This window comes from Chitinophaga vietnamensis, from assembly GCF_902167635.1.
GTDB lineage: Bacteria > Bacteroidota > Bacteroidia > Chitinophagales > Chitinophagaceae > Chitinophaga > Chitinophaga vietnamensis.
Genome location: NZ_CABHMS010000001.1, coordinates 957,213 through 984,157, shown reverse-complemented (window position 1 = coordinate 984,157; position 26,945 = coordinate 957,213). Strand labels below are relative to the sequence as shown.

Sequence of the window (26,945 nt, the reverse complement as noted above, 5' to 3'; positions counted from 1 at the left end):
GGAATAGCTTACCCGCCGTACTAAAGTTTAGTGATCATTATGACCAAACAAAATTGTATCAATTTACCGTTTCCGGGCAAGCAGGTTATATCTTCACCTTCTCCGGCTGTAATATCGTTAACATACACCATTGCGATATCACTGCTGTTTATGGCGTGGCCATTTTCCAGCTTGTTCAGTGCGATGTGGACTTCATCGGAAACAATATTCACGACGATTGCTTTGTGGACTGTGGCGTGCAAATATGGGGCGATGCGCAATGGACAAATAGAGGACTGAATATAGAAGGAAACAGATTCTATAATATCGCATTAATGCCAGATCAATTTGTACTTGTAGATGCCAAAGGCGTAGAAACCCCTCAAGATTTCACCACCACGAAATACGCGTGGCAGTTTGGACAGCCCATTTCATTACTAGGCAACAAAATGAATGTTATCAACAACCTGTTTGAGAATAGCAGCGGATTAAGCATAGGCGCCGATCATTACAACACAAGTAGCCTTCCGGAAAGCAGGATACTAATCAGTGAAAATAGCTTTATCGCTAATTCCGACAGATTGAAAGGCTTTAATCCGCCTGGATTTATCTGGGTGGAAAATCATCAGTCCGCACTTGTTACCAACAACCGCTTCTCATTCAGAAAGCGCGCCACCGGTGACGGTGCGTTCCAGTTGTGTAGGTTTGCTATAGCGCAATATAATACCGAGAAACCGTACTTCGAATACTCAGGTAACACTTATATAGCTGCCGATACAGCCAACGATACCACTGCCACCATCAGCATCATTACCAATAGCAATGATGCAGTGATCAATATCAAGGATAACATGCATCACGCTCCCCTCAGTGATTTTATTTACCTTAATACCAACAGTGCTTCCCGGCCTTGCGAATATCTCCATGTGACAGGAAACAATGTGACTTGTAGAGAATTTGTAATGGGCTACAACGGCGAAGTCTTCACCGGTACTAATTTCTTCAAATTGCCCAAACAGATCGTTATCGCTAATAATCCCGCCATTATATGCTCAGGAGATCTTTTTAATCAGCGAGGAGAATATGGCAATACGGATTCCAGTTTACTCATCAGCGACAACAACGTCGTGCAGGCCGGTAAAATCAATATGATCAATGGGACTCTCGATGTACACGTCGCCCGCAACTATGCACCTACATTGGAATTTATGTGGAACTGGTCCCCTACTGCCACCCAAAACAGTAAAATCAGTATCATCAATAATTCTGCAATAGGCAAGATCAGTCTGCTCACCAACACTAATGTTGCTGCCAATATCACCGGCAACATCGTTTATGGGGAAACGGTACTGAATAATCTGTTGGTGGAATCTGATGTTCGTGGTAATACTTTCATGGCGTCGGTGAGCCTCAAAGGCACCCATAACTATTTACATATTACACAGAATCTCTTTAAAAACAGATTGCTGCTGATTAACGCACTGTTGTCTAAATGTGATATTACACACAATATTTTCGAAGGAAATGGATTTGGTATCTACGGATTTGACCCATCCTCTACCTCTCTGCAGTTGGAACATTGCAATATGATCAGCAATTCATTTATTTCCGATCTTACCTTCAATTCTATTGAGTTCCCGGCTTTCACGGTATTTATGGGACTAAATAATATCATCAATAATAGCATCACCAACAGAAATGACCAAGCACCAATGCGTATCTGTAACAAGATCGGCAGCGCCAACCTGGTTGTATCACCTGTCTCAGGAGCCTCCGCTGAAAGGCCGGTGGCACAGCCCGCAGGACTGGAATTCTTGGATCTCACTATACAAAAGAAAATCATCTGGTGGGGCGCCAACTGGAAAGATATGACAGGCAATGCTGTTTAACCTATATAAAATAAAAAATGTCCCGCCAATGACGGGACATTTTTTATTTCTTGCAAGAAAGATATTATTATACTAATAATCTCTTACTTTTTAGCAGCAGCTGAATCAGCAGCAGGAGCAGCAGCGTGAGCAGCAGTGTCAACTTTAGCAGCTGAATCAGCAACAGGAGCAGCTGTAGGAGCAGCAGCAGTTACAGTGTCAACTGGAGCAGCAGTAGAATCAGTAGTAGTAGATTTACCACCATTGCAAGCTACGAAGAACAGGCTGGCAGCAGCTGCGAATACAAATACTTTTTTCATTTTCTGTGTTTTTTTATTTTTTAAAAACCGGCGCAAAGGTATTGAATAAAATCAAAATACAAAATATTTATTTCGTCATGTTTGCATCCGGATCCGAATTTATTTTTTCCTGAAGAATATCTTTAAGGGTACGCCGCGGAAGTCAAAGTGGCTACGGAGCTGGTTTTCCAGGTAATTCCGGTAAGGCGCTTTCACATCATCCGGGAGGTTACAGAAAAACGCAAAGGCCGGCGTATGCGTAGGCAGCTGCGTTACATATTTAATGCGGATAGGCACACCTCTTACTACTGGCGGGTGATAAGCCTCGATGGCCTTCAGCATCACCTCATTCAATTTGGAGGTCTGTATTTTGCGGGTACGGTTCTCATACACTTCCAGCGCGGTTTCTATGGCTTTGAAGATACGCTGCTTTTCCATTACTGAGGTGAAGATGATAGGCACATCAGAGAATGGCGCCAGGCGTTGCTTCAGTTCTTTTTCGTAGTCGCGGGCCGTATTGGTAGCCTTTTCCACGAGGTCCCACTTGTTCACCAGCACTACTACTCCTTTACCTTTGCGGGCAGCCAGACTGAAAATGTTGAGGTCCTGCGCAGTGATACCTTTTTCGGCATCCAGCAGCAGCATCACTACATCAGCTTCATCCAGCGCTTTGATGGCGCGGATCACAGAGTAGAACTCCAGGTCTTCTGTTACTTTTGTTTTACGTCTGATACCAGCGGTATCGATGAGCATAAATTCTTTCTGGAACAGCTTGTAATGCGTGTGAATGGTATCTCTTGTGGTACCGGCGATATCAGAAACGATGTTACGTTCTTCGCCAATGAGGGCATTCAGCAGGGAAGATTTACCCACGTTAGGTTGGCCAATGATGGCGATCTTGGGCAGGTCTGTTTCCATGGTGGCTTCGCCCATATCGTCGGTGATATGTGTAACGATATCATCCAGCAGTTCGCCGGTGCCGCTGCCGGTCATGGAAGAAAGGAAAAATATATGTTCGAAACCCATGCTGTAAAACTCGGTCGCTTCCAGCTGGCGTTGCTGGTTATCCACTTTATTCACTACGAGGTATACCGGTTTGGAGGTGCGGCGCAGCAGGTCTGCCACGTCGGCATCGAGGTCGGTGATACCGGTAGTTACATCGCACATAAAGATCAGCAGGTTGGCCTCTTCCATCGCGATCTTCACCTGTTTGCGGATCTCTCTTTCAAACACATCGTCGCTACCTGCTACAAATCCACCGGTGTCGATTACGTTAAAAGTTTTGCCGTTCCAGTCGGCAATACCATACTGGCGGTCGCGCGTAACGCCGCTCTGGTCATCCACGATAGCTTTGCGCTGTTCCAGCAAACGGTTGAACAACGTTGATTTGCCCACGTTAGGGCGGCCCACTATAGCTACTGTAAATCCAGCCATTATTACTTTGATTTGATATTCTAAAAATTTTCAGTCCTTACCTAGTATCCGTATTCTTTCAGATACAGGTCATTATCTCTCCACTTGCCCCGCACTTTTACAAAGAGCTCAAGGAACACCTTCCTGTCGATGAACTGCTCAATCTCTTTCCTGGCAAGGGTTCCCAGCTCACGGATGGATTTACCCTTTTCACCGAGGATGATACCTTTCTGTGTTTCCCTGGTAACGATGATCTCGGCAGTAATTTTGGTGAGCGTTTCCTTTTCCTGGAATTGTGTTACGATCACGGCGGTGTGATAGGGGATCTCTTCTTCAAAGAGATGGAATATTTTTTCGCGTATGATCTCGGCGACGAAAAAGCGTGTAGACTTATCCGTTAGTGTGTCATCCGGGTAGAAGGCTTCGGCTTCGGGGATGAGTTCCACTATTTTGGCGATCAGTTCCTTTACGCCTTTCTGCTGGCGGGCGGAGATGGGGATCACTGCTTTGGCATGGCCCCAGGCCTCACAGCGGCTTACCAGCGCGGCCATATCTTCTTTGCTGATCACATCCATTTTGTTGAGGATGAGGATACAGGGCACTTTCAGCTTCAGCGATTCAAAGAGAGCGAGGTTCTCGTCGAGCGAGTCTTTCGCATCTACGATCAGCAGCGCTACGTCCGCATCTTCGAGGGCGGATTTCACGGCGCTCATCATTTTTTCATGCAGCTTGTATTTGGGATCGATGATACCCGGCGTATCCGAGAATACGATCTGATAGCCCGGTTCCGTTAGCACTCCTGTGATACGGTGGCGGGTGGTTTGCACTTTGGGGGAGATAATGGCCAGCTTCTCGCCGATGATGGCGTTCAGCAATGTACTTTTTCCCGCATTGGGCTTACCGAAGATATTTACAAAACCAGCTTTATGCATGATATAACCTTGAATGAATTTAGGAATTTATTGATTTTTGGATCTAAGGATTTACATCAAATCCAAAAATCCGAAAATCAGTAAATTCCTAAATAAAAAAAGCCGAATTTCTTCGGCCCTTGTTTTTTTGTAGCGAGGAGCGGATTCGAACCACTGACCTTCGGGTTATGAGCCCGACGAGCTACCTCTGCTCTACCTCGCAATGAGGGTGCAAAGATAGGTGTTTTTCAATTAACACCAAATCTTTTTGAAAAAATACAAAAAAGCCAACCATAACAGGTTGGCTTTCATATTGGAATGCACATGAACATTTAAAATGGGAGATCGTCTGCCGGTAGTTCCTGTTCGGGCGAGGCCTCCGGTACAGGCGGTTCAATGGAAGTGGTAGCGCGGCGTTTGTCGTCGTCTTTACGGCTGAGCAATTGCAACTGGCCTACACGTATCCTCAAGGCTCCGCTTACTTCGCCGGTGTTGTTACTCACATAACCTTCCACCCGCGGAGAGCCTTCTATAAATACCTGCGTACCCAGTTTCAGAAAAGGCGCCAGATAGTCGCGCTCCCAAAGGGAACAATCTGCCCAGGTGGTCCTTTCCTGTAATACGCCCAGCGCGTTCTTGAAACGCTCTGTTACCGCTACCGAGAAATTAAGAACGGATACGCCGTTTACCTCACGCTTTACCGCATCGCGGCCGAGGTAGCCGATCAACTGCATCTTGATCATCTTCAATAAAAATTTAAATGATTAAAAATTTATACCGATGATTGAGAGAAGCCACATCAAATTACTGATTTTTCTCTTCGCAAAAAATAATTTGCCTTTTTTAGCGCCAACAAAATACCTTTGTACTGGAAATAGCGCTGCACAAGCGTTCCAATGGGGTGCCTTACTTTCAGGCTGAGATCACACCCACCGAACCTGGACCAGGTAATGCTGGTTAGGAATTTGAAAACAAGAAATACATATTACTAATGAAACAGCTCATGTTGTGGATGCTGCTGGCTATACCAGGCATCTTGCAAGCACAATCCCTGATTACCGGCACCGTCATCAACAAAACCAATGGCAGTCCGCTCGAAGGCGTATCGATATCCGTGAACCAGCAAGGCGCACTCACCGATAGCAAAGGACACTTCACCATTCAGCTGCATAAAAAAGGTCATTACCCGCTTTCCGCCACCTACCTGGGTTTCAAGGCATTCAATACCAGCGTTAACACTGGTGAAACCATCAACATCGCACTGGAAGAAACCGGTTTGTTCGTAAAACCGATCGAGATCAGCAGCCTGCGCGCAGGAAAAAATGCGCCTTTCGTACACAGCACTTTATCTGCGGAAGAGATCAAAAAACAAAACCTCGGACAAGACCTCCCCATCCTGCTGAATGAACTCCCCGGCGTAGTCACCAATTCCGACGCAGGTACCGGCATCGGCTACACCGGCCTGCGGGTGCGGGGTTCCGACATCACCCGCATCAACGTAACCGTGAACGGCATCCCCATCAACGATGCAGAATCACAAGGTACTTTCTTTGTGAACATGCCTGATTTCGCTTCTTCTGTCAGCAGTATAGAACTGCAGCGCGGCGTAGGCACCTCCACCAACGGCGCAGGCGCATTCGGCGCCACCCTCAACCTCAGCACCAACGAATTTCATGAGAAAGCATATGGCGAACTGAATAACAGCTACGGTTCTTTCAATAGCTGGAAACATACCGTGAAAGCGGGTTCCGGCCTGATCAACGATCACTTCACCATCGATGCGCGCCTGTCTAAAATATCGTCAGACGGTTATATCGACCGCGCATCTTCCGATCTCCGGTCCTTCTACACCTCTGCTGCTTACATCTCCAAAAAAACAGCGATCCGCCTCAACATCTTCTCCGGTAAAGAAAAAACTTACCAGGCCTGGTATGGCGTACCAGAAGCCATGCTGAAAACAAACCGTACCTACAACCCCGCAGGCACGGAAAAGCCCGGCACACCTTACGATAACGAAACAGATAACTACCAGCAGGATCATTATCAACTGTTCCTCAACCAGGAGATCAATACGCATCTCAACTTCAACGTTGCGCTCCACCTCACACGCGGCCGCGGCTACTATGAAGAATACAAAGCCGCGCAAGCCCTCGCCGATTACGGCATTGCAGCGCCGGTGATCAATGGCGGTAAAGTAGATACCACCGATCTCGTGCGCCAGCTATGGCTCGACAACTACTTCTATGGCTCCATTTTCTCCGTTAACCGTACCGGCAATAAATTCAACTGGAGCCTTGGCGGCGGCTGGAACCGCTACGAAGGGCAACACTTCGGGAAAGTGATCTGGGCCTTCGCCGGCATCGATAAAGACCACGAATATCACCGCTTTCCGGCAGACAAAAATGATTTCAACATCTACTGGAAAGGAGAATACAAGATCACAGAGGCCCTCCGCTTCTTCGCCGATCTGCAGTACCGCAATATCCAGTATAACATGAACGGCTTCGATGCGGCGCCACAATACATGCCGCATGTGAACTACGATTTCTTCAACCCGAAAGCAGGCTTGTATTATTATCTCAATACCAACAACCGCATCTTTGCATCTGTTGCCATCGGCCACAAAGAGCCCAACCGTACCGACTTTGAGTCCAACATCGGAGCAGGCATGCCCAAACCGGAAATGCTGCGCGATCTTGAAGCAGGCTACGTGTGGAACAACAACATCGCCAACATACAAGCCAATGTATATTACATGAGCTACCGCAACCAGCTTGTACAAACCGGGCAACTCAACGATGTAGGCGCGTATGTGCGCACCAACATCCCGAAAAGCTACCGCCTGGGCCTGGAGGTACAGGGCAATGTGAAATTGGGCAGTATGTTCAACATCGCTGCCAATGCGGCTTTGAGCGAGAACAAAGTACAGGATTTCAGCGGCGTATATTATGACGCTGCCAATGCGCCACATGTATTGCAGTTTGGCAATACCAACATCTCCTACTCCCCCGCTTTCGTAGGTGGATATACGTTAACTGCGCGACCAGTGAAGAACCTGACCATCGATCTGCAAGGAAAATATGTAAGCCGCCAATATATGGATAACACATCCAATATAGCCAGCAGCCTCGATCCTTACTTCGTGAGCAACCTGCGTTTCAACTACCTGGTGCCGCAGCCACTGTTCCGCGAACTGGGTGTACAGCTGTTGCTCAACAATATCTTCAACAATCTCTATCAGCCTAATGGCAGCACCTATGGCTCGTATGTGGATGGTAGAGTAAGACCGGATAATTACTATTACCCGATGGCGGGATTTAATTTCTTCGTGGGCGTGAATATTGGCTTCTGATAAAACTAAAAGGTCCCTGCGTTTTGCCGGGACCTTTTAGTTTATTCTAGTAATAATTATTTTAGTAACGCAGCAATTGCCTGTTCTACTTTTTCAAACGGGAAACCTTTAACCACCGCATCCATCTGAGCTTTGATCTGCGCGGTGCAGAGGTTGCCGATGCTGCCGGCATGTGTATGTTTCACTTCTTTTTCAGGAGAGAACGTTCCGTTTTCGATATCCAGTCCTACTTTTTTATACGCCTCCCGGAATGGCGTGCCTTGCAGCACGAAGTTGTTCACCACTTCTACGCTGAAAAGGTATTGGTATTTTTCATCGTCGAGAATATGATCCTTGATGCGGATATTTTCCAGCATCAGGCGGCTCATGCGGATACAGTCTTTCAACGTTTGAAAAGCCGGGAACAGGTTTTCTTTCAGCAGCTGTAAGTCGCGGTGGTAGCCCGATGGCAGGTTGGTGATCATCATGGCGATCTCGTTGGGTAATGCCTGTATCTTGTTGCCATGAGAGCGGATCAGTTCCCATACATCCGGGTTCTTTTTGTGCGGCATGATGCTGGAGCCGGTGGTGAGCTCATCGGGGAAGCTGATGAAGCCGAAGTTCTGGTTCATGAACAAACAGGCGTCCATGGCCATTTTAGCGATGGTAGAGGCGATGCCTGCCAATGCAAAGGCCACCAGCTTTTCTGTTTTGCCGCGGCCCATCTGGGCATATACGACGTTGTAGTTGAGCGTGTCGAACCCGAGCAGGGAGGTGGTGAGCTCACGGTCAAGGGGGAACGAAGAACCATAGCCGGCGGCAGAGCCAAGCGGGTTCTTGTTCACCACGCGGTAAGCGCCTTGCAGCATGGTGAGGTCATCCACCAGGCTTTCGGCGTAGGCGCCGAACCACAGCCCGAAAGAGGAGGGCATCGCTATTTGCAGGTGTGTATAACCCGGCATCAGCTGATGTTTGTACTCCTCACTTTTCGATTGCAGTAAAGTGAACAGGGCCTGTACTTCTTCTACCATCAGCTGCAGTTCGTGGCGCAGGAACAGCTTGAGGTCAACCAGCACCTGGTCGTTGCGGGAACGGCCGCTGTGTATCTTCTTGCCTACTTCGCCCAAACGGCGTGTGAGCAATAGTTCTACCTGGGAGTGAATATCTTCTACGCCTTCTTCCAGCGTAAAATTCCCTTCCTGTATTTCCTGGTAAATATTTTTCAGTTCCGCTTTAAGTACGGTCAGTTCTTCTTTTTCGAGCAGCCCGATGCTTTGCAGCATGGTGATGTGGGCCATGGAACCGAGTACATCGAAGGGTGCGAGGAAAGCATCCATTTCACGGTCTTTACCGACGGTGAACGTTTCCACTGCTGCCAGCGATGCTTTATCTTTTTGCCACAATTTCATAATCGAGTATTTGTTCTCGCAAAGCAGCGGAGCAGCATAAGCAGCAAAGATATTCTTTGCGTTCTTTGCCACTTCGCGGCTTTGCGTGTTATAGATCGTATTTGCCGAAGATCCTTTCCTTCACTTCCGGCCATTCTTCTTTGATGATGCTGAAATATACGGTATTCCTGACCCTGCCGCTGCTGGTGATCATATGGCTGCGGAAGATGCCTTCCTGCTGACAGCCGATGCTCAGCATGGCGTTGCGCGATTGCGTATTCAGTTCATCGGTTTTAAGCTCTACACGATTAAGATGCAGCACTTCAAAGGCGTGTTGCAGCATGGCGAACTTCATCGCTTTGTTGAGGCCGGTGCCATGCAGGGATGGATCTATCCAGGTCCAGCCGATCTCGGTTCGTTTATGCGGCAGCGTTAGTGCGGCAAAGCGGGTGCTGCCGGCTACGCGGTGCGTTTGTTTGTCGATGATCACAAAGGGGATGGAAACGCCCGCTGTGCGCTCGTCGAGGGCCGTCTGGATATATCTTTCCAGGTCCTGTTGACTGCTCACTGCGGTGGGTGTCAGTTTCCACAACACCGGTTGCAGGGCAATGGGCAACAGGTCGTCGAGGTGCTCCATTTCCAGCGGTTGCAGCAATACACGTTTATTCTCTAGTGTAGGAAAGAAATCCATCTTACATGATTATTTCCAGCAATTTAATATAACTATCTATACCAGCTCTTATCTCTTCCAGATAAATGAACTCGTCGGCGGTATGCGAACGGGCGGAATCGCCGGGTCCCATCTTCACCGAAGTAGCCGGAATCAGCGCCTGGTCGGATGTTGTAGGCGATCCATACCAGGTTTTCCCTACCGAGATGCCTCCTTTCACAAAGGGGTGATCCAGCGGGATGAATGAAGGCCGCATGCGCATGGAGCGTGGCTTCACGTCGCAGTGCACGTTGGCGCGGATGATATCCAGCAGCTCTTCGAGGGTGTATTGATCATTGGCCCGCACATCCACCACAAAGGTGCAATCTGCCGGCACTACGTTGTGCGCTTTGTTGGAAGTGTTGATCACCGTTACGCTCATCTTCACGGGGCCCAGTGTTTCCGATACTTTCGGGAAACGGAAATCCCTGAACCATTGCAGGTCGGGCAATGCCTTATAGAGCGCGTTCTCTCCTTCTTCACGCGCAGCATGACCTGCTTTGCCGGTAACCGTGCAATCCAGCACCATCAGGCCTTTTTCGGCTACGGCCAGCTGCGTTTGCGTAGGCTCGCCCACGATCGCAAAATCGATCACAGGCAATTTATCGAGGATACTTTCTATGCCGTTATGACCGCTGATCTCTTCTTCTGCGGTAGCAGAGAGGATGATGTTATAAGAGAGATCCGTGCGCTGATAGAAATGCAGGAAAGTGGCGATGAGGCTTACCAGGCAGCCGCCGGCATCATTGCTGCCGAGGCCGAACAGTTTGCCGTCTTCCACATCCGGACTGAAAGGATCGCGGGTATATTGCGGATTAGGTTTTACGGTATCATGATGGGAATTGAGCAGGATATAGGGTTTCGCCGGGTCGTGGTGTTGGTTGTACGCCCAGATATTGTTGAGATGCCGTTCGTGCGGGATGTCCATGGCAGCGAGGAAATCGCTGATCACTTGTGCGGTCCCTTCTTCTTCGCGGCTCAATGAGGGGGTGGCGATCAGCTGTTTCAGGAGCGCCACGGCCACATCATATAATTTCTCGTTCCACATAGGTTAGCATATTAAGGTGCCGGCTACCTGGCCGGTGGTGTTGCTGAGCACATCAGCGGCGTGGCCTATCAGCACTTCTTTCACGCCGTTACCGATCGCGCTGAAAGCGTTTTGCAGCTTGGGCAGGATACCGTCGGACAATACCTTATCGGTCAGCAATTGTTGATAAATATCTTTGTTGATGAGATTGATCACAGCGTTATCATCGTTCGGATCACTCAGTACGCCTTTCTTCTCGAAGCAATAGATCAGTCTTACCTTATATGTTGAAGATAATGCGATGGCGAGAGAAGAGGCGATGGTGTCCGCATTGGTATTGAGCATCTGGCCTTTGCCATCATGCGTCAGGGGCGCAAACACCGGTGTGATGCCGTTTTCCAGCAGGGCGATCAAAGGCGCTGTTTGCAATTGCTCCGGGTATACATCCCCTACAAAACCGTAGTCGATCTCTTTCACAGGACGTTTCACCGCCGGGATGATGTTGGCATCAGCGCCGGTGAGACCGATAGCATTGCAGCCTGTTGCCTGCAAACGGGCCACCAGCTGCTTGTTCACCAGACCGCCATATACCATCGTTACTACGTCGATGGTATCGGCATCTGTGATGCGGCGGCCATCCACATATTTAGATTCGATGCCGAGCTTGTCGCCGATACGCGTAGCGATCTTGCCGCCACCGTGTATCAATATCTTTTTACCGGGAATGGCTGCAAACTTTCCGATGAAAGATTGCAGCAGTTCCGGGTTGTCAATTACATTTCCGCCTACTTTAATAATAAACAGGTCGATCATAATTATCCTTTCAGAATTTCGCTCAATACTGCCTGTGCGGCCCACACACGGTTGCCGGCTTCCGGTATCACGATGGATTGCGGGCCATCGAGCACTTCGTCGGCGATCACCACATTCCTTCTCACGGGCAGGCAGTGCATTACTTTGGCGGTATTGGTATGTTTGAGTTTATCGTTGGTCATCATCCAGCTGCTGTCGGTGCAGGTTACTTTGCCGTAGTCTTTGTAAGACGACCAGTTTTTCACGTAAACAAAATCGGCGCCTTCGAGGGCTTTGTCCTGATCATGTTCGATACGTGCATTGCCGGAGAATTTCTCATCCAGCTCATAGCCTTCGGGATGCGTGATCACGAAATCCACTTCCCCCCAGGCATTCATCCACTGTGCGAAGGAGTTGGGAACGGCCTGTGGCAGCGCTTTTACGTGGGGCGCCCAGGTCATCACCACTTTCGGTTTGCTGGTGGCCTGCCAGCGTTCTTTGATGGTGATGGCATCGGTAAGGCTCTGCAAAGGATGCAGGGTAGCGCTTTCCAGGCTTACCACCGGCACGCCGGCGTACTTGATGAACTGATTGATATATTTCTCTGTATAATCTTCTTCTTTATTCTTCAATCCGGGAAAAGTACGGATGCTCAGTATATCGAAATACTGTCCCATCACGGCGGCGGCCTCTTTCACGTGTTCGGAAGTATTGCCATTCATGATTACGCCGTCATTCATTTCCAGCTGCCATCCTTCCTTGTCAATATTGAACACCACCGCTTCCATGCCCAGGTGCTTTGCAGCCACCTGCGTACTGAGCCTCGTGCGCAAACTGGGATTCAGGAATATCATACCCAGGGTTTTGTTCTTACCCAATTCCTGATCCCTGAAAGGATCTTTCTTGTAGTTCAATGCAATGTCCACCAGCCGCGGGACACTGGGAACATCTGCTGTAGAAATAAATTGCTTCATTGACATTTGATTGGGATTTTGGAATTTTGGGATTTACGGATTTTCGAATTTGTGGGAACGGCAACATCTTGCATTTTACCATATTCCCGTTTCCACAAATCCATAAATCCGTAAATCAAAAAATTCCAAAATCTATTTAACTTCTTTTCCGAATGCTTCTAAAAATTGATCTGCGTGGGCTTTGGTGAGTGCCAGCGACGGGAGCAGGCGGATCACGTTGGGCTTGGCTTCGCCGGTGAAGATCTTGTGGGCGCCGAGCAATGCTTTTCTTACATGCGCCAGTTCTTCCGGCAGCTCGATACCGATCATGAGGCCACGACCCCTTACTTCTTTTACTTGCCGGAAAGTGCGCAGCTGCTCCATCAGGTAATTTCCGATGTTAGCGGCATTGTCGATCAGCTTTTCAGATTCAATCACTTCCAGTACGGCCAGTGCTGCCGCGCAGGCGAGGTGGTTGCCGCCGAAGGTAGTTCCCAGCATACCATGACTGGGCGCGATTTTCGGGGAGATGATGATACCGCCGATCGGGAAACCATTACCCATCCCTTTCGCCATGGTGTAAATGTCTGCATTTACGCCAGCGAAATCGTGGGAGAAAAATTTACCGCTCCTGCCATAGCCACATTGCACGGAATCCGCTATGAATACGGCATTGTGGGCATCGCAAAGACTGCGTATCTTTTGCAGGAATGCCGGACTGGCCACATTGATGCCACCTACGCCCTGTATACCTTCGATGATCACAGAAGATACTTCATGATCCTTGAAAGCCTGTTCCAGCGCAGCTTCATCCTGCCAGGGCAGGAACACAACGTTATCTGTTTCATTCACCGGCGCTACGATCTTCGGGTTGTCGGTAGCTGCTACCGCCAGTGATGTTCTGCCATGAAAAGATTTTTTGAATGCCAGTATCTTCTTTTTCCCATTATGGAAAGAAGCCAGTTTCAGTGCATTTTCATTGGCTTCCGCGCCGGAGTTGCAGAGGAAGAGCTGATAGTCTTCCTTGCCGGAAACCTTGCCCAGCAAGGCTGCCAGCTGTTCCTGCAAAGGCATCTTCACAGAGTTGGAATAGAAACCTACTTTGTGCAGCTGGTCGGTGAGGCGCTTTACATAATGCGGATGCGTATGACCGATAGAGATCACGGCATGGCCGCCGTAGAGATCGAGGTATTCAGTGCCTTGGTCGTCCCATACATGAGAGCCGAGCGCTTTATCTATAACAATATTATTAACCGGATATACATCAAAAAGTTTCATGTTCGTCGTTGGAATTGAAAATGATAAAACGATTAGAAAACGATGGACTTCAGTTTAAGTCCTGCCGTTTCATCCAGGCCGCACATCAGGTTCATGTTCTGTACGGCCTGACCGGAAGCGCCTTTGAGCAGGTTGTCTTCAATGGAGTGGATCACGAGTTTGCCGTTTACCTTCTCCAGCTGGATCAGACATTTGTTGGTATTCACCACCTGTTTGAGGTCGATCTGTTTATCGCTCACGTGTGTGAACGGATGACCGGCGTAGTAGTCTTTATACAGCTGCACAGCGGCTTCCAGCGACAGATCGCTCTGTGTGTAGGAAGTGATCCAGATACCTCTTGGATAATCGCCCCGTACCGGTACAAAGTTGATATCGGCGGCGAATTCCGGCTGCAGCAGCTGAAGGCTTCGTCGGATCTCTTTGAGGTGCTGGTGGGTAAGCACTTTGTAGGTAGATACGTTGTTAGCTCTCCAGGTGAAGTGCGAGGTAGCCTGAAGGCTCTGTCCTGCGCCGGTGGAGCCGGTGATGCCGGTAGCATGTACTTCCTGTAGCAGACCGGCTTTAGCCAGTGGCAGGAGTCCTAACTGTATGGCGGTAGCAAAGCAGCCGGGGTTGGCGATGTTCTTTGCTGATTGTATCTTCTCACGTTGCATTTCGGGCAGGCCGTAGATAAATTCGCGGCCATTGACGGTTTCGCCTAAACGAAAATCCTGGCTCAGGTCTATCACTTTCACGTGTGGCGCAACATCATTAGCTTCCAGGAACTTTCTGGATTCGCCATGGCCGAGGCACAGGAACATCACGTCAATATCATTGCTCAGCTCACCGGTAAAGGTGAGGTCCGTATCTCCCAGCAGGTCGGCATGCACCGCATACAGCGGGTTGCCGGCATTACTACGGCTATGTACAAACGAAATAGTTACCGCCGGATGATGCAGCAATAACCTGATCATCTCCCCTCCTGTATATCCTGCTCCGCCTACGATTCCAACTTTTACCATGGTCATTTACTGATTTATGGATTTACGGATTTTTTGATTTATTAAACCGCTTCAATACAATTCATCAATTCTCAAATCAAGAAATCTATAAATTATTCTTGATCTGGTGCCAGATCATCGTCTGGTTACCGAAGATCTTGCTGAAGCCTCTTACGTCGTCGCCGGTCCAGCCGCTGTTCATTTCGCCGTATTTGCCGAATTTGCTGCTCATCAGGTCGTAGGCAGATTGGATGCCTGTAACCTGGAAGCGGTATGGCATGAGGGTAACGAACACTTCGCCGCTCACGTGCTGCTGGGTGCTTTGCAGGAAGGCTTCGATGTCGCGCATTACGGGGTCCATGATCTGGCCTTCGTGCATCCAGTTGCCGTAGAACTGCGCCAGCTGGTCTTTCCAGCTGAGCTGCCATTTGGTGAGCACATGTTTTTCGAGGGCGTGGTGCGCTTTGATGATCACCATGGGAGCGGCGGCTTCGAAGCCTACGCGGCCTTTAATGCCGATGATGGTGTCGCCCACATGAATATCGCGGCCGATCGCGAAAGGTCCTGCCAGTGTTTGCAGGTACTGGATCGCTTCGGAAGGATGCGCAAATGTTTTATCGTTTATACCGCTGAGTTCACCTTTTTCGAATACCAGTTTCACCTGCTCTTCTTCTTTTTTAGTGAGCTGTGTAGGCCAGGCTTCTTCCGGCAGCATGCCATTGGAGCTAAGGGTTTCTTTACCGCCAACAGAAGTGCCCCAGATACCTTTGTTGATAGAGTACATGGCCTTGTCGAAGTTCATCTGCACGCCTTTGGCTTTAAGGTAGGAGATCTCTTCTTCGCGGCTCAGTTTCATATCACGGATGGGCGTGATGATCTCTACGCCAGGGATCATGATATGGAATACCATATCAAAACGTACCTGGTCGTTGCCAGCGCCGGTGCTGCCGTGTGCTACAGCGTCGGCGCCTACTTCCTTCACATATTCCGCGATAGCGAGGGCCTGGCTCATGCGCTCGGCGCTCACGCTCAGCGGGTAGGTGTTATTCTTCAGCACATTGCCGAAGATGAGATATTTGATCACGCCGTCATAATAAGAGCGGATGGCATTAACGGTTTTATGGCTCTTTACTCCCAGGCTGTAAGCGCGCTTTTCAATTTCCTGCAACTCTTCATCGGAGAAGCCGCCGGTGTTAACGATCACTGAATGCACTTCATAACCTTTTTCATCCGTCAGATATTTAACGCAATAGGAAGTATCAAGTCCTCCGCTAAATCCCAATACTACTTTTTTCATTATGACAACGTTTTATACGAATAACAATATTTATTTTTTTTAAAGAGATCAGAAGAAGAAAAAGAATTTCTTTTTTGATCCGGCGGCGCCGCCTTCTTTTTTGCTTTTCAGCAAAACAAATCTTTTAAATCGGAGCCAGCGCTCGTAGAGTTTTATATTTCCTTTAAATCTTCTTCTGCGGCGATGTTCGTGGTGCATGTGCCCGCCGGCGTTCACGGCCAGTTTGGATTGCTCTTCGGCAGCGGCTTTGGCTTTCTCTTCCGCTTCCCGGAGCTTTTCCAGGGGGTCATAGAGCATGGCCGTGCAGAGGCAGTTCTTACGACCTTTGGCAGTGAGGATATCGAAGTTGACACAGCTGCGGCAGCCTTTCCAGAACTCCTCATCATCGGTGAGCTCGGAATAGGTAACCGGTTCATAACCCAGTTCAGAGTTGATCTTCATCACGGCGAGGCCGGTGGTAAGACCGAATATTTTTGCGTCAGGATATTTCTCCCGGGAAAGCTCGAATATTTTTTTCTTGATAGATTTAGCTACGCCATGCCCACGGAATGCGGGATTCACGATCAGTCCGGAGTTGGCAACAAATTTCTCATGTCCCCAGGCTTCAATATAACAGAAGCCTACCCAGTCTCCTTTTTCTGTAACGGCGATAACGGCTTTGCCTTCCTGCATCTTCAGCTCTACATAAGCGGGGGAACGCTTGGCAATGCCGGTTCCACGCGCCTTTGCAGACGATTCCATCTCATCGGTGATGGTCTTTGAATAGTGTATATCGTCAGGAGTGGCTACCCTAACGATGATATGCTGATTTTCCAACTTTTTAAATTGAAATCGTGAATCAATAAACTACATTGAGAAATTTCCTTGGCGGAAATAAAAGGAACACCATATGATTGGGAATCACGGTGCGACAGCGGGCCATATGACAAACGCTATCAAATCCTAGGTCGTCGGGAAAGGTATCTAAAGACATTGAACCCAACAGAATATACCCCTTCGTTTAAAGCGGGATGATATGCGGAGATGTTGGTATGAGTTGCGATTTTTTCCAACTTCAGTTCAGCGTTAAATTGTTATAAATATTGTCTTTAGTTTAGAATATCCGCAAAGTTATAACAATATATTTTTAAATGGTCCAATTTTTTTGGGGAAACCAATTTTTTTTCAAAAGGCGTTCCCGCAAAGGCGCAGAGGAGCGAAGGCGGGCTTCGCCCGCATAAATCTGGCTCAGGATTACAGGATTAAACCCAGGATTACAGGATTAAAAAAGATTCGCGAAGATCAATTCGAAAATCCTGATAAATCCTTTCAATCCTGTAATCCTGAGCCAGATTTATGCGGGCGAAGCCCGCCTTCGCTGCTCTGCTGCTTTGCGCCTTTGCGAGAACCTATCGCGTGATCACGCCCAGTTCGGCCACGGTGGCCTGTGTATCTTTTTCATCGGCAGGTGAAAGCGCTACAAAGCGGATGTAGCGGGCCTTCACAGGCGCAAAGGGTACTATTTGCAGTACCGGATTATTTTTAATATTCGCGAAACTGCCGCTGGCAGCGGGATTGCCCCATTGCTGGCCATCTTCGCTGGTATAGAAAGCATATTTATATATTACGCCGCCCTGGTGACCGGTAACAGGCAGATAAGTAAACCCTTTCAGGGTGAGGGTTTCGCCCAGGTCTACCTTCAGTTCCTGCGGGAAGCCTTTCTCTGCTACCCAGGCAGTGCCCGGGTTGGCGTCGATGGCTTTAGATGCATCTTTGCCGGCAGCGGTAGCGGTCCATTTGGCGGGGGCCACATCGAAATGAGCCGTCACCACCTGGCTGGCCTGCTGCCCTTTGTTGATGAAGGCGCGGGCTTTCACGATGCCGCCCTGCGGGAGCGCCAGCGGCATGCTGCCATCATATAAAGGTGAGCTGAGCACGGGATCGCTGCCGTCGAGGGTATAATGTACTTCCGGATCGGCAGAGGCGCAACGTATCTGCACAATGCCTTCCCTGTTGCGCCTGATCTCCGGCGTGGCCAGCACGGCAGGCGCTTTGAAGAGCTGTACTTCGCTGATCACCGGCGCTGCTTTTGCCGCCAGTATTTTCACCTGCACTTTAGTAGTGGTATAGTCCGGCAGGCGCAGGATGCGCTTATGCCCGATGGTGGTTTCTTTGGCCACTTCCTTCCAGGCGCCTTTGTCCCAGATGGATACAGAGAAAGCCTGCACACGCTGCCCCAGCGCAATGAACTCGCGCAATACCACGCGGTTGAAAGTGACCGGCTGGGCGTAGCTCAACGTGATATCCGCTGTGGTGGCCTCGTCGGGGGTAGCCCAGTAAGTGTCGCTGTTGCCATCGGTGAGGTGGGCCACTTTCACGGCGCTGTTATTTTTACGTGTAGGCGTAGCCGTTACTACCGCCTTTTTAGCGAGATTATCTTTGAAAGAGGCGTCCAGCACGCGGCGCAGCTCCATCAGGCGGGTAGAGTCGTTGGGATGTATCACCCCGTCGCGGTCTACCGGCACATTGAGGATCAGGTTACCATTGCGGCCTACGGAACCATAGTAGATATCTAGCAGCTCGGAAAGGGATTTCACTTTGTCGTCGGTATCGGGGCTGTAGAACCATCCCGGGCGGATGCTCACATCACATTCTGCGGGTATCCAGCGTTCGCCATCTTCATTGCCTTCGTTGAGCGATTTGGCGGGAGGGCCGCCAGCGCCGGGCGAGAAGCCTTTTACGTTGAGCGTGCTCCAGTTGGTGGTACCGGCGATGCCGTTTTCATTGCCCACCCAGCGGCAACCGGGGCCTACATCGCTGAAGATAACGGCGTTGGGCTGATTTTTATATACTACGCTGTGAAACAGGGGCCAGTCGTACTGTTGCTTTTTGGTACCATCGTTGGCGCCATCGAACCACTGCTCAAACACAGGCCCATAGCTGGATAGCACCTCATTGAGCGTATTGGCGAACACCTGGTTATAGGTGGGCGTGCCATATTCGGGATGGTTGCGGTCCCAGGGCGAAAGGTATACGCCGAACTTGAGGCCATATTCTTTACAGGCAGCAGAGAGCTCCTTGAGGATATCGCCTTTGTAACTGCTTTCACGCACCGTGTGCGTGCTGTATTTGCTGGGCCAGAGGCAGAAGCCGTCGTGATGTTTGGCTGTGAGCACGATGCCTTTCATACCGGCGAGTTTGGCGGTACGCGCCCATTGGCGGGCATCTACATGCGTTGGATTGAATACTTTCGGATCTTCGTCGCCATGCCCCCACTCGCGGTTAGTGAAGGTATTGGGACCGAAATGAATGAACATGTAATACTCCATGTCATTCCATGCTACCTGGGCTTTGGATGGCAATGCACCGTAAGGCTTGATGGTTTGTTGCGCCATCGCCGCATTGCCCAGGAGGCAGGCAATCAGCAGTGTTCTTTTCATTAATAAGTAATTAGATCAGAGCGAAGATAATGTAGTTATCCTGCCGATAACTGAACGTTATTATCCATTCATGATCCTATCTTCACTATTATCAAAAAAATTATCTGCCGTTTATCACAAAAATGTAAGAAAATAAGCGGCAGGATTGCATAAGATAGATCTTATTTTATAAATTTAAACCCTCCTGAACGTAGTATTAATACGATATTTAAACAACTGAACAATGATTAAACAACCACTGCATCGCAGAAGTTTTCTCAAAAACACGGCAGCGGCAGGAATAGGCCTTTCCATGTTGGGCTCTTCTGCAAAACTGTTTGCCAATGAAAAAAAGCCAAAGGTTAGAGTAGGTTTGATCGGTGTAGGCGCCCGCGGACTGGGTCACCTGAACCTCTGCCTGCGTCGTGAAGATGTAGAAGTAATTGCCTTTGCTGATCCTGATACCGCCTTCACGGTACCGAAAGCCAGAGACATGATCACCAAAGCCTATGGCGGCAAAAGGAAAGTGGCTGAATACACCAATGGTCCGGAAGATTTCCGCAATATGCTGAAACGTGATGATATCGACGCAGTGATCATCGCTACACCCTGGGAATGGCACTCCATCATGGCCGTTGCTGCGATGAAAGCCGGCAAAACCCCTGCTGTAGAGGTTTGCGGCGCTTCCGATATCCAGGAATGCTGGGAACTGGTGAACACCAGTGAATCCACCGGCGTACAAGTGTTTGGTATGGAAAACGTATGCTACCGCAGAGATGTGATGGCCGTGCTCAACATGGTACGCCAGGGCCTCTTCGGTGAGCTCACACACCTGCAAGGCGGCTACCAGCACGACCTCCGCGGGGTGAAGTTCAACAATGGCAAACAATATTATGGCGGCGGCGTGGAATTTGGCGAGAAAGGCCTCTCCGAAGCGAAATGGAGAACTAACCACTCCGTGCATCGCAACGGCGACCTGTATCCTTCTCACGGCCTCGGTCCTATCTGCAACGCTGTGAACATCAACCGTGGAAACCGCCTGCTGTCGCTCACTTCCGTAGCAACGAAATCACGCGGCCTGCACAAATATATCGTTGACAATGGCGGCGAAAGTCATCCCAATGCCAAAGTGGAATTTAAACTCGGCGATATCGTATCTACCCTGATCAAAACCAATAATGGTGAAACGATCATGCTGTCGCACGATACTAACTCGCCACGCCCTTACTCCCTCAATTTCCGCGTGCAAGGCACCAACGGCCTGTGGATGGATGATCAGAAATCTATCTACATCGAAAAGAAAAGTCCGTACGATGAATGGGAGAAAACAGGCGACTTCAAAGACGAAGCCTCTTACTTCGGTAAATACGATCACCCGCTGTGGAAGCGTTATGCCAACGACGCTGCAGGCGCAGGTCACGGCGGTATGGACTGGTTCGTGATGAACTCTTTCATCGAGAGCATCAAACGTGGCGCTCCTTATCAGCTGGACGTATACGATATGGCTACCTGGTACGCGATCACTCCGCTGAGCGAGCAATCAGTAGCAGAAGGCGGCAGCGTACAATACATTCCTGACTTCACCCGCGGCCGCTGGATGAACAGGAAGCCGATCTTCGCTTTCGACGATCAATATTAATAATTACGAATTACGAATTAAGAATTACGGCCTGCCTGGTAGCTACCAGGCAGGCCGTAATTCTTAATTCGTAATTCGTAATTATAAGACTGTTACACCGTCCTGTATCGTTGTTACGTACACTTCCGGTACTTTTCCGTATTCCGCTTTATAACGGGATTGTATAAACGAAATATAATCATCTACCTTATCTGCTTTTACGAGGTTGATGGTACAGCCGCCAAAGCCGCCACCCATCAGGCGCGCGCCAGCCACTTCTTCCCGCTGGCGGGCGAGCGACACGAGGAAATCCAGTTCCGGTACACTCACTTCATAGAGCTTGCTGAGTCCTTCATGAGTAGCATACATCAGTTCCCCGAATTTCGCAAGATCGCCGGCCTGCAAGAGCTGGGTGGCATCCTGCACGCGTTGTATCTCGGCGATCACGTATGCGCAGCGGTCGTATACTTTGGGATCAAGCTGTGCGCGCACTTCTTCCAGCATGGCCATGCTGGCATCGCGCAAAGACTGCACGGCAGCGTGTTTCAGCCGGATGGCCTTCACGCCTTCTTCACATTGCTGACGACGTACGTTGTACGCTGATGATGCCAGCGAGTGATGCACCATTGAATTGCAAAGCACCACTTTGTATTCGGGAAAATTGAAAGGAAAATATTCATAGGCCAGGCTGCGGCAATCGAGGCGCATCACCTGGTCTTTCTTTCCGTGAAGATTTGCAAACTGGTCCATGATACCGCATTTCACGCCAGGAAAGGTGTGTTCAGCTTTCTGGCCGATGAGCGCCATCTGCATGCGATCGAGGCCATAGCCGAGCAGTTTGTCCAGCGCCGCTACCAGGCCGCCTTCTACTGCTGCGGATGAAGACATGCCCGCGCCTACCGGAATATCACCCGCCACCACACAATCGAAGCCCTGCATCGGCAAGCCACGTTCCTGCAACTGGAACACTACGCCCATCAGGTAATTGATCCAGCCTTTGGTGGGCTGCACTTTGTCGAGTGAAAAAGACACCGTTTCATTTGTGAATACAGCATGCGCGGTACATTGTTGCGTGCCATTCAGCGCAATGGCGTATACAATTTTTTTATCGATCGCTGCGGGTAGTACAAAACCGTCGTTGTAATCGGTATGTTCTCCAATAAGATTGATCCTTCCGGGCGAAACTACTATCAGTGGCTCTTTTCCGAAGAGGCGGATGAATTGCTCTCTTGTTGTCTGTATCATCAAAAAAGTGGAATTAAACGTAATTTTTACACCTAAAAATAAAGAATAAAAAACAAGGAACAACAAATTTGATTGTTCCTTGCGAGATGTGTTGAATAAATTTATTCCTTGCCTACTTTATAGCCCGCCACTGCATAGAACAGGATGTACACGTAGCAGGGCACCATGCAATACAGGAAGGCATGTTTGAAATCGATGCTGCTGCTATAAAGGAAACTGAACATACTTTTTTCGTTGAACATACCGCTGTAGATCTGCGGCAGCACGCCGCCACCAACGATACCCATTACGAGCAAGGCAGAACCGGTTTTGGTGAAGCGGCCCAGGCCATCGATCGCCATCGGGAAGATAGCGGGCCACATCAGTGCATTGGCGAGGCCCAGCAGCGCGATGAATGTTACCGCAGAAAAACCGCTGGTAAGATAAGCGCACACAGTGAACAGCACGCCCAATACCGCAGATATCTGCAAACCTTTCTGGCCGCTGATGATCTTGGGAATGGTAGCAATGCCAATAATATATCCGACCATCATCGCCAGTAGCGTGAAGGTGGTGAAGTAACGGGTATCCGCCACGCTCATGCCCAGCGATTTACCGTAGGAGCCAATCACATCGCCCGCCATTACTTCCACGCCCACATATACAAAGATGCACAATACGCCGAGCAGCAGGTGCGGGAACTGGAACACGCTGGTTTTACCATTGGTAACGGCAGCTGTACCTTCATCTTCCGCGTTGGTATCAATTTCAGGCAGGGAAGAGCGTTTCAGCAGTATGGCGAGGATCGTGAGCACGATGGCCATCACTACGTAAGGACCAATCACACGGGAGGCGAGACTATCGAGCAACGCGTTTTTCTGTGCTACATCCGTTGCGGCTTTGATATCGCTTTCCAGTTTCTCTGCGCCTTTCAGTACGATGGAACCGAGGATGAGCGGCGCCAGCGCGCCTGCGCCCTTGTTACAGATACCGAGGATACTGATCCTTTTGGCAGCACTTTCTTTAGGACCGATGATACTTGCATAAGGGTTGGAAGCCGTTTGCAGCAATGCCAGTCCGGCGCCCTGTATGAACAGGCCCGTGAGGAACATGCCAAAGCTGCGGGCATTGGCCGCGGGAATGAATACCAGTGAGCCTGCAGCGATGATCAGCAGGCCGAGCGACATCCCGTTTTTGAATCCTGTTTTTCCGAGGATGTACGAAGAAGGTAATGACAGAAAGAAATAGGCGAGAAAGAACGCAAAGGTTACCAGTAAAGCCTGGGATACGTTAAGTTCACACACGATCTGGAAGAACTGGATGAGGGTGCCGTTCAGCCAGGTAACGAAGCCGAATATAAAGAACAACATGCCCATGATGGCCATAGATTGTCCATAACTCGCTTGCTTGGCGGGAATTTCCATTGTTGCTGTTTGGTTGGACATAAGCTGTCAATTGTTTAAGATAAACGCGAACATAAACAACTTTATCTATATTTTATTAAATATCTTAGCTAAAACGTTTTATCAACCAAAAAAAATACAAGGGTTTATTAGGTTTTTTAGAAATTCCTAAAAAAATATTTATACATTTATCGGGCAAAATTTCACTGTAACTTAACACGTTTATGGCTCAGCAAACAAAGCAAGGCGCACAGAGCACTCATCCATCGTTCTTTGTGCTAATATTGGTGTTCTTTTTCTGGGGGTTTCTGGCTGCATCCAACAGTATCTTTATCCCGTTCTGTAAATCTCATTTCAACCTTACACAGCTTGAGTCACAACTGATCGACTTCTCCTTTTACAGCGCGTATTTCATTGGTTCTGTTATTCTGTACCTCGCTTCTGCCGCAAGAAAAGTGGATATCCTCAACAAGATCGGCTACAAAAAAGGTATCATCTACGGTCTCCTCATCTCTGTACTCGGATCGGCGATCATGATCCCTTGTGTAAACAAAGAAAAGATCGTTCCCATCAGCGAAACGCTGAAAGATGTGAGCGGCTTCCAACCGGAACAACAACTGCAATCATCCGACAGGCAGGTGAAGATCCGCCGCGAAAAAGGCAACAACTACTCGCTCATCATTGCAGATAATGAAGCAGCCGCCAAATACACCAGCAATGCGGATCTGCTGTCTACCGTACCGGCAGGCTTCACCAAAGATAAAGATCATTACACGGGCACTTTCGAAAAGGCGGAACTGCCTAAAGTGCTCGGCGTGCTGGATACACAATTCAAACAAACGGCTACCTTCGGCTACTTTGTCCTCATCCTGATGGCATTGTTCATCGTAGCGCTGGGCTTCTCCTTACAACAAACGGCAGCCAATCCATTTGCCGTGCTGCTGGGCGATCCGGCCAAAGGTTCTCACCGCCTCAATCTTGCAGGAGGCGTGAATTCATTTGGTACCACCATCGGTCCCATCATCGTGAGCATGCTGTTGTTCGGCAATATCAAAGGCAGTGCAGTGAGTACTGATATCAGCAAGATCAACACGCTGTATATCATGCTCATCGTGCTTTTCCTGATTGCGGCAGCGATCTTCGCATTTGTGAAAATGCCGGAAGGCGGCGGCGATGAGCCATTTGAGTCATCACCGAAAGCAACCAAATCTATCGTCGGTATTTCTCTCATGTTCATCCTGATCCTGCTGGGCCTCTATCTGAAAGTGGAATTGCCGCTGTTCATCACCGGTATTATTGGTATCATCGGCATTCTATTCTATACAAAAATAGCTTCGCAAAATAACAGCGAAGGCTGGGGCGCGATGAAATATCCGCAGCTCACACTGGGCATGCTGGCTATCTTCATCTATGTAGGCGTAGAAGTGACCATCGCCAGCAACCTCGGCGCACTGCTGAAACATCCGGGCTTCCTTACGCCTAATGGCCTCGCCGAGTCAGAACTCGATCCTTATGTATCCCTCTTCTGGGGTAGTATGATGATCGGCCGCTGGACAGGCGCCATCAGCGTTTTCAACGTTTCTAAAAATACCCGCAAGATACTTTGCGTGATCGTGCCCTTCGTTGCTTACGGCGTAGTATTGGGCGCTAACGTGATCAAAGGCAACGATATCAGCCAGCTTTATCCTTATGCGATCTGCATCGCGATTCAGATTGTAGGCTTCTTCGCCGGCCAGGACAAACCTGCCAAAACCTTGATGATATTCGGTTTGCTGGGCATCGTTTCTGTGCTGATAGGTCTCGCCTCCCATGGTCCGCTTGCTACCTTCGCCTTCATCAGCGGTGGATTGTTCTGCTCTGTAATGTGGCCGAACATCTTCGCATTGTCTATCGCCGGTTTGGGTAAATATACCGGTCAGGGCGCTGCCTTCCTTGTGATGATGATCCTCGGCGGCTCGCTTGTTCCGCCAGTACAGGGCGGTTTGGCCGATATCCCGAGCATCGGTATCCATTATTCTTATGTGATCCCGGGCCTGTGCTTTGCATATCTTGCATTCTTCGCTTTCAGAGTAAAAAACATATTAAAATCTCAAGGAATTGATTATGAGTCAGCAATTAGTGGTGGGCATTGATATTGGGGGTACTAACACCAAATTCGGTATTGTAGATCGTCGGGGAAATATTTTATGCGATGGCAGAATGCTTACCAACAAGCATGAAGATGTCAATTGTTTTCTTGAAGACCTCAGCAACCAACTAGCTCCGCTGATTGCGCAGGTAGGTGGAATCGAAAATATCAGGGGTATCGGCGTGGGCGCGCCGAACGGCAACTATTACAATGGCAACATTGAATATGCGCCTAACCTGCGCTGGAAAGGCATTATACCATTGGCCAAGCTGCTGGAGGCTAAATTCAACTTGCCCGCAGTATTAACCAACGACGCCAATGCCGCCGCATTGGGCGAACTGATCTACGGCGCAGCCAGAGGTATGAAAGATTTCATCGTGATCACCCTGGGCACTGGCGTAGGCAGCGGTATCGTTGCCAATGGCCAGCTGATCTATGGTCATGACGGCTTTGCCGGAGAGCTGGGCCATTGCATCGTGATCCCCGGTGGAAGGCTGCATCCCGGAACCGGCGCCCATGGCTCGCTGGAAGCCTATGCCTCCGCTACCGGCGTCACCAACTCTGCATTGGAACTGCTGGCTACCCGCCCGGAAATGAACAGCCTTCTGCGCGAGCATACCAAAGAAGAGATCGACTCCAAGCTGATCTACGAAGCCGCCATGAAAGGCGATCCGCTGGCGATGGAAGTGTATGAGTTCACCGGCAAGATACTCGGCGCAGCGCTGGCCAACTTCGTGATGTTCTCCAGCCCGGAAGCTATCATCCTCTTCGGTGGCCTCACCAAAGCTGGCGACCTGATCATGAAGCCTGTCCGCGAACATATGGAAGCCAACCTGCTTCCTATTTTCCAGAATAAAGTTAAATTAGTGTTCTCTGAACTGAAGGAAAGCGATGCCGCCATCCTCGGCGCGAGCGCCCTGGCATGGGAGATGAAAGACTAATAATATTT

General features: G+C 49.3%; 21 protein-coding genes, 1 tRNA gene and 1 riboswitch. Of the genes, 5 read left to right on the top strand and 17 right to left on the bottom strand.

Annotated elements, in window-relative coordinates; genetic code table 11:
- The first annotated feature begins 53 nt into the window (after nt 1-53).
- Nucleotides 54-1,868: a hypothetical protein gene (locus FPG75_RS04105; RefSeq protein ID WP_143305273.1), complete on the top strand. Its 1,815-nt coding sequence runs from the start codon at nt 54-56 to the stop codon at nt 1,866-1,868.
- A gap of 83 nt (nt 1,869-1,951) precedes the next feature.
- On the opposite strand, the gene FPG75_RS25950 is transcribed toward FPG75_RS04105, so the two are convergent.
- From FPG75_RS25950 to FPG75_RS04085, 5 genes are all read right to left on the bottom strand, one after another.
- Nucleotides 1,952-2,167: a hypothetical protein gene (locus tag FPG75_RS25950; protein WP_161596657.1), complete on the bottom strand. Its 216-nt coding sequence runs from the start codon at nt 2,165-2,167 to the stop codon at nt 1,952-1,954.
- 99 nt (nt 2,168-2,266) lie between these two features.
- Nucleotides 2,267-3,580, bottom strand: a complete 1,314-nt coding sequence (gene der, locus FPG75_RS04100; RefSeq protein WP_143305272.1) for a ribosome biogenesis GTPase Der — start codon at nt 3,578-3,580, stop codon at nt 2,267-2,269.
- A 41-nt stretch (nt 3,581-3,621) separates the two neighbouring features.
- Nucleotides 3,622-4,491, bottom strand: coding sequence for a GTPase Era (gene era / locus FPG75_RS04095; RefSeq protein ID WP_143305271.1), 870 nt, complete (start codon nt 4,489-4,491; stop codon nt 3,622-3,624).
- 130 nt (nt 4,492-4,621) lie between these two features.
- Nucleotides 4,622-4,693 (bottom strand) — tRNA-Met (locus FPG75_RS04090).
- Between the two features lie 109 nt (nt 4,694-4,802).
- Nucleotides 4,803-5,213, bottom strand: a complete 411-nt coding sequence (locus FPG75_RS04085; RefSeq protein ID WP_143305270.1) for a single-stranded DNA-binding protein — start codon at nt 5,211-5,213, stop codon at nt 4,803-4,805.
- Between the two features lie 144 nt (nt 5,214-5,357).
- Nucleotides 5,358-5,451: riboswitch (TPP riboswitch) on the top strand.
- A gap of 10 nt (nt 5,452-5,461) precedes the next feature.
- On the opposite strand from FPG75_RS04085, the gene FPG75_RS04080 reads away from it, so the two are divergent.
- Nucleotides 5,462-7,822: a TonB-dependent receptor gene (locus FPG75_RS04080; protein ID WP_143305269.1), complete on the top strand. Its 2,361-nt coding sequence runs from the start codon at nt 5,462-5,464 to the stop codon at nt 7,820-7,822.
- Between the two features lie 56 nt (nt 7,823-7,878).
- Here FPG75_RS04080 and argH read toward each other — a convergent pair whose 3' ends face one another.
- From argH to FPG75_RS04030, 10 genes are all read right to left on the bottom strand, one after another.
- Nucleotides 7,879-9,210, bottom strand: coding sequence for an argininosuccinate lyase (argH, locus tag FPG75_RS04075; RefSeq protein WP_143305268.1), 1,332 nt, complete (start codon nt 9,208-9,210; stop codon nt 7,879-7,881).
- A gap of 88 nt (nt 9,211-9,298) precedes the next feature.
- Complete coding sequence (locus FPG75_RS04070; RefSeq protein WP_143305267.1) at nt 9,299-9,880, bottom strand: GNAT family N-acetyltransferase; 582 nt, start codon at nt 9,878-9,880, stop codon at nt 9,299-9,301.
- A gap of 1 nt (nt 9,881) precedes the next feature.
- Nucleotides 9,882-10,946, bottom strand: a complete 1,065-nt coding sequence (locus FPG75_RS04065) for a M20 family metallo-hydrolase (protein ID WP_143305266.1) — start codon at nt 10,944-10,946, stop codon at nt 9,882-9,884.
- Between the two features lie 3 nt (nt 10,947-10,949).
- Nucleotides 10,950-11,738 carry an acetylglutamate kinase gene (argB, locus tag FPG75_RS04060; protein WP_143305265.1) on the bottom strand — a complete coding sequence of 263 codons (789 nt, stop codon included), beginning with the start codon at nt 11,736-11,738 and terminating at the stop codon, nt 10,950-10,952.
- 2 nt (nt 11,739-11,740) lie between these two features.
- Nucleotides 11,741-12,691, bottom strand: coding sequence for an N-acetylornithine carbamoyltransferase (locus tag FPG75_RS04055; protein WP_143305264.1), 951 nt, complete (start codon nt 12,689-12,691; stop codon nt 11,741-11,743).
- 132 nt (nt 12,692-12,823) lie between these two features.
- Nucleotides 12,824-13,948 (bottom strand): aspartate aminotransferase family protein, encoded by a 1,125-nt coding sequence (locus tag FPG75_RS04050; RefSeq protein ID WP_143305263.1) that lies wholly within the window; start codon nt 13,946-13,948, stop codon nt 12,824-12,826.
- 32 nt (nt 13,949-13,980) lie between these two features.
- Complete coding sequence (gene argC / locus FPG75_RS04045; protein WP_201747881.1) at nt 13,981-14,949, bottom strand: N-acetyl-gamma-glutamyl-phosphate reductase; 969 nt, start codon at nt 14,947-14,949, stop codon at nt 13,981-13,983.
- Between the two features lie 85 nt (nt 14,950-15,034).
- Complete coding sequence (locus tag FPG75_RS04040) at nt 15,035-16,225, bottom strand: argininosuccinate synthase (RefSeq protein WP_236652721.1); 1,191 nt, start codon at nt 16,223-16,225, stop codon at nt 15,035-15,037.
- Nucleotides 16,226-16,273: 48 nt separating this feature from the next.
- On the bottom strand, nt 16,274-17,041 hold the full coding sequence (locus tag FPG75_RS04035; protein WP_143305260.1) for a GNAT family N-acetyltransferase: 768 nt from the start codon (nt 17,039-17,041) through the stop codon (nt 16,274-16,276).
- A gap of 572 nt (nt 17,042-17,613) precedes the next feature.
- A complete protein-coding gene (locus FPG75_RS04030; protein WP_143305259.1) occupies nt 17,614-19,644 on the bottom strand; it encodes an alpha-L-fucosidase in 2,031 nt (676 codons plus the stop codon).
- A 223-nt stretch (nt 19,645-19,867) separates the two neighbouring features.
- Between FPG75_RS04030 and FPG75_RS04025 the strand changes: the two genes are divergently transcribed.
- The gene (locus tag FPG75_RS04025) at nt 19,868-21,262 is read left to right on the top strand and encodes a Gfo/Idh/MocA family protein (protein WP_201747880.1); all 1,395 of its coding nucleotides are present in this window, start codon (nt 19,868-19,870) and stop codon (nt 21,260-21,262) included.
- Nucleotides 21,263-21,343: 81 nt separating this feature from the next.
- Here FPG75_RS04025 and galK read toward each other — a convergent pair whose 3' ends face one another.
- Nucleotides 21,344-22,486 carry a galactokinase gene (gene galK / locus FPG75_RS04020; protein WP_143305258.1) on the bottom strand — a complete coding sequence of 381 codons (1,143 nt, stop codon included), beginning with the start codon at nt 22,484-22,486 and terminating at the stop codon, nt 21,344-21,346.
- Between the two features lie 101 nt (nt 22,487-22,587).
- Nucleotides 22,588-23,910 (bottom strand): sugar MFS transporter, encoded by a 1,323-nt coding sequence (locus tag FPG75_RS04015; RefSeq protein WP_143305257.1) that lies wholly within the window; start codon nt 23,908-23,910, stop codon nt 22,588-22,590.
- A gap of 182 nt (nt 23,911-24,092) precedes the next feature.
- Here FPG75_RS04015 and FPG75_RS04005 point away from each other — a divergent pair, with 182 nt between their 5' ends.
- Nucleotides 24,093-26,000 (top strand): MFS transporter, encoded by a 1,908-nt coding sequence (locus tag FPG75_RS04005; protein WP_201747879.1) that lies wholly within the window; start codon nt 24,093-24,095, stop codon nt 25,998-26,000.
- The gene (locus tag FPG75_RS04000) at nt 25,972-26,937 is read left to right on the top strand and encodes an ROK family protein (protein WP_143305256.1); all 966 of its coding nucleotides are present in this window, start codon (nt 25,972-25,974) and stop codon (nt 26,935-26,937) included. Before FPG75_RS04005 ends, FPG75_RS04000 begins: the two co-directional genes overlap by 29 nt.
- The last annotated feature ends 8 nt before the right edge of the window (nt 26,938-26,945 follow it).